The following is a 3788-nucleotide window of genomic DNA, read 5'->3' as shown; positions in this document are numbered from 1 at the left end:
GCCCTGTGCTGTACCCGGTGGCCTGCTCGCCGCAAGCCTGGGCGGCGGCGGCACTGTTCAGCCTGCTGCAGTCCTGCCTGGGGCTGGACGTCGATGCCGTCCGCGGCAAGGTGTCGCTGCACTCGCCGCGCTTGCCGCCTTTCATCGACTGGGTGCGGGTGCACCGCCTGCAGGTCGGGGACAGCAACGTCGATCTGCTCATGCAGCGCTATGCCAACAACGTCGGCGTGGAGGCGACGCGCAAGGTCGGCAACGTGGAGGTGACGGTGGTGATCTGAGCGGGGTGCGAGCGGCGCGAGGAACGGCCCCGGCTCGAAGCCCACCGGAGCCGCTGCGGCATCGCGTTGCGGCCGGCGTGGCTGGGGGTTGTACCCTTTGGGGTCACGTTCACGCCAATCCACACAAAAAATGTTCGGAAAATCCAAACCAGTCGTCTTTGAACCCTATGGCCGCAGGCGACGCGGGGGCCTGCCCGGCTGGCTGGTGCTGCTGCTTGCCGGTACCACTGTGGGCGCAGGTGGCGTCCTCTATGTGCAGAAAAGCCACCTGCCTCCCCGCCTGTCGGCCAGCGACTCGGTGCAGTTGCGCCAGTCCTTCGACCAGGCCGAAAGCGAGCGCCAGCGCTTGGCGGCCGAGCTCTCCGACACCCGCAAGCAGCTCGAAGCCTCCCTCGCGGAAAAGCGCAACCTGAGCGACGAACTGACCGCCACCCGCACCACTACCGAGAACCTGCGCGAGGACGTCGCCTCCGTGGTTGCGGCTCTGCCCCGCGACCCGCGCGGTGGAGCGGTCGAGGTGCGCGCGGCCAACCTCAGCGTGGAGGGCGGAGCGCTTGCCTATCACGTGGTGCTCTCGCGCGACCGTGGAACGGACAAGCCCTTGACGGGCGTGATGCAGTTCGTCGTGGCTGGTCAGTCCGGGCGCGGCACGCCGACGTCGGTGCCCTTGAAGCCCGTGCCCATTTCGGTGGGCAGCCACGAGAGCCTGCGCGGCAGCCTCCCGTTGCCGGAGGGCTTCGATCCGAGGCAGGCGACGATCAACGTGCTGGACCGCGTGGACGGCAGCCGCCTGGGCATGCGGGTGATGTACGTGAAGTGAGCTTGCCGGTCGGAGGCCTCACGCTCAGCGAGGTCAGCGCCGCTCGGCGTGAGGGGCTCGTTCTTGGCTCGGAGGTGCTATGGCGTGGGTCGTGCTGGTTCTGGCGGGTTTGTTCGAGATCGGCTGGGCCATCGGCCTGAAGTACACCGAGGGCTTCACGCGGCTGTGGCCGAGCGTGGGGACGATCGCCGCCATGATCGTGAGCCTCGGGCTGCTCGGCATCGCGATGAAGTCGCTGCCGGTCGGCACGGCCTACGCCGTCTGGGTGGGCGTGGGCGCGGTCGGCACGGCCATTCTGGGCATCTTGCTGTTCGGGGAATCGGCGAATGCGGGCCGGATCGTCAGCCTGGGGCTGATCATGCTGGGCATCGTGGGACTGAAGCTCGCATCGCCGAGCTGATCTCGCACCACGCCGTCGTCAGTAGGCGATGCTGCCTGAGAGCGATATCTCGCCTTCGCCGACGACGACGCGGCTGATGTCTTCGGTGCCTTGCAGGCTGCCGCCGCCGGTGGCCCCCGCGAAGCGCCCGCTGCCTCCCGTGATGACGAAGTGGCCGGTCACCGCGTGCGGCCCGCCGGGCTGGGGCACCAGCGTGCCGGAATAGACCGCGAACACCCGGTCGCCGTTCGCGGCGATGAACACCAGGCCGTCGGGTCCGGGGCTGCTCGCGAACTGGTAGGCGGTCGGGCCGTTGGGGTCGAACACACCCAGCGGATTGATGCAGTCCTGCGACGTTGCACGCACCTCGCCCATGTGCGTCGCCTGGCCGACGCCGCTGATGATCCCGACGGCAAAACAGGGCGCGGCGCCGGTAAAGCCGACGCTCTCGGTAATCTTCAACGTGGCCTCGAAGGGCCGGTCCCTGGGCCCTGCCTGGGTGGAGGCCACGAACAATGCAGCGACAGCGAGACACAGGGCGGGCAGGGCAGTCGCTTGGCGTGAACGGCGGATCATGGGAATCTCCCTCGAAGTTGTGGTGTCAGCGGCGATTTCGCGCGCCTATAGCAAGCGCGGTGCCCGTGCCTTGCGGGGCCCACACTTGGAGATCGGCCTTCGCGCTCACTCGGCCGGCGTCGACGGGGAGGGCGCAGCGAGCTGCGACAAAAGGCCGTTGATCAGCTCGAACTCGGCGGGCTTGGTGAAGTGGTGGTCGAACCCGGCGTCTTTCGATCGGACCCGGTCTTCTTCGGCGCCCCAGCCGGTCAACGCGGCCAGCGTGACCTGCTCCAGGCCCGGTGTCGTTCTCAGCGCGCGGGCGACCTCGTAGCCGTTCTTGCCCGGAATCCCGATGTCGAGAAAGACGAGGTGGGGCTGGAACTCCCGGGCGATGCGGATCGCCTGATCGCCATCGTTGGCCACGCGGGTGGTGTGCCCGCCGATCTGCAGCAAATCCGACAGGCTCTCGGCCGCGTCGGTGTTGTCGTCGACCACGAGCACACGAAAGCTTTTGATGGCGGTGTCGAAGCCCGGGTCCGTGTCGCCCGCGGGCACTGCGCCTCCAACGCCAGACCGGCTCGGCGCATCGTCGGCGGCCGCGATCGGCAGCCGAACGTGGAAGCTGCTGCCCTGGCCGACCCCGGGGCTCTCGGCGGTGACGGTTCCGCCATGCAGTTCGACCAGGCGGCGCACGAGGGTCAGACCGATGCCCAGGCCGCCCTGGGCGCGGTCCATGTTGCGCCCGACCTGCGCGAACATGTCGAACACGCTGCCGAGCGACTCCGACGGAATGCCGATCCCGTTGTCGGTGACCGACACGACCACGGCGCCTTCTTCGCGCGCGGCCGACAGCCGAATGTGCCCGCCCGGCGCCGTGTACTTGGCGGCGTTGTTCAGCAGATTGCTCAGCACCTGGGCGATCCGGTTCGTGTCGACATCGAGCAGCAGCGCCTGCTCGGGGATGTCGATGCTCAATTCGTGGCGACCCGCCTCGAGGAGCGGCAGGCTCGTCTCGACAGCGTTGGCCACCACGCCCGCCAGCGCCACGCGTTCCTTCCTGAGCTCCACCTTGCCGCCGGTGATGCGGGCGATGTCCAGCAGGTCGCCGACCAGATGCACCATGTGGGCGAGCTGGCGCTCCATCATGCCGCGCGCCTTGCCGACCGCCACCGCATCGCCGGCCGCGAGTCGCATGACCTGCAGGCCGTTGCTCAGCGGGGCCAGGGGGTTCCTCAGTTCGTGGGCGAGGGTGGCCAGGAACTCGGTCTTGCGCTGGTCGGCCTCGGACAGATCGGCGGCGAGCCTGCGCAGGCCGTCCTCGGCCTTCTTCGTGACGGTGATGTCGTTGAAGACGAGGGCGACCTTCCTGCTTTCGACGCCGCCGATGCGGCTGGCGGAAACGTCGAACCAGCGCTCCATGGCGGGGACTTCGCTTTCGAAGCGCTCGGGCGTCCCCGTGAGCGCGACCCGGCCGTAGGTCTCGAACCAGAAACTGTCGAGCGTGGGAACGAGATCGCGTGCCGTCCGGCCCACGGCGCGGTTCAGTCCCGTGTGCTTCTCGAAGGCCGGGTTCGTTTCCAGGAAGCGGTAGTCGACCGGACGGCTCGCGGCATCGAACAAAACCTCGATGACGCAGAACCCCTCATCCACGGTCTCGAACAAGGTGCGGTAGCGCGCCTCGCTCGTTCGCAACTCCTCCTCGGCGCGTTTGCGTTGCGTGATGTCGGTGGAGGTGATCACGGCTCCCGTGTTC

General features: G+C 68.3%; 4 protein-coding genes and 1 pseudogene. 3 read left to right on the top strand and 2 right to left on the bottom strand.

Annotation, left to right across the window (positions count from 1 at the left end):
• From H0W38_RS18580 to sugE, 3 genes and pseudogenes are all read left to right on the top strand, one after another.
• Window positions 1–278, top strand: a pseudogene (locus H0W38_RS18580) (amylo-alpha-1,6-glucosidase); the annotation flags it as partial.
• A 130-nt stretch (window positions 279–408) separates the two neighbouring features.
• Window positions 409–1098, top strand: a complete 690-nt coding sequence (locus H0W38_RS18575; RefSeq protein ID WP_292456878.1) for a hypothetical protein — start codon at window positions 409–411, stop codon at window positions 1096–1098.
• A gap of 79 nt (window positions 1099–1177) precedes the next feature.
• The gene (gene sugE, locus H0W38_RS18570) at window positions 1178–1498 is read left to right on the top strand and encodes a quaternary ammonium compound efflux SMR transporter SugE (RefSeq protein WP_292456877.1); all 321 of its coding nucleotides are present in this window, start codon (window positions 1178–1180) and stop codon (window positions 1496–1498) included.
• 18 nt (window positions 1499–1516) lie between these two features.
• Here sugE and H0W38_RS18565 read toward each other — a convergent pair whose 3' ends face one another.
• Together H0W38_RS18565 and H0W38_RS18560 are read right to left on the bottom strand one after the other, a co-directional pair.
• On the bottom strand, window positions 1517–2053 hold the full coding sequence (locus H0W38_RS18565; protein WP_292456874.1) for a hypothetical protein: 537 nt from the start codon (window positions 2051–2053) through the stop codon (window positions 1517–1519).
• A gap of 105 nt (window positions 2054–2158) precedes the next feature.
• Window positions 2159–3788 (bottom strand): ATP-binding protein (locus H0W38_RS18560; RefSeq protein WP_292456872.1); only part of this gene is annotated, 1630 nt, incomplete at its 5' end.

Source organism: Methylibium sp. (assembly GCF_013817365.1).
Classification (GTDB): domain Bacteria; phylum Pseudomonadota; class Gammaproteobacteria; order Burkholderiales; family Burkholderiaceae_C; genus Methylibium.
This window is presented reverse-complemented; position numbering and strand designations above follow the sequence as displayed.

What these genes read in the sequence shown, in the direction of transcription:
- H0W38_RS18575 (WP_292456878.1), top strand. Translation starts at nt 409, where the DNA reads ATGTTCGGAAAATCCAAACCAGTCGTCTTTGAACCCTATGGCCGCAGG.
- sugE (WP_292456877.1), top strand. Translation starts at nt 1,178, where the DNA reads ATGGCGTGGGTCGTGCTGGTTCTGGCGGGTTTGTTCGAGATCGGCTGG.
- H0W38_RS18565 (WP_292456874.1), bottom strand. Translation starts at nt 2,053, where the DNA reads ATGATCCGCCGTTCACGCCAAGCGACTGCCCTGCCCGCCCTGTGTCTC.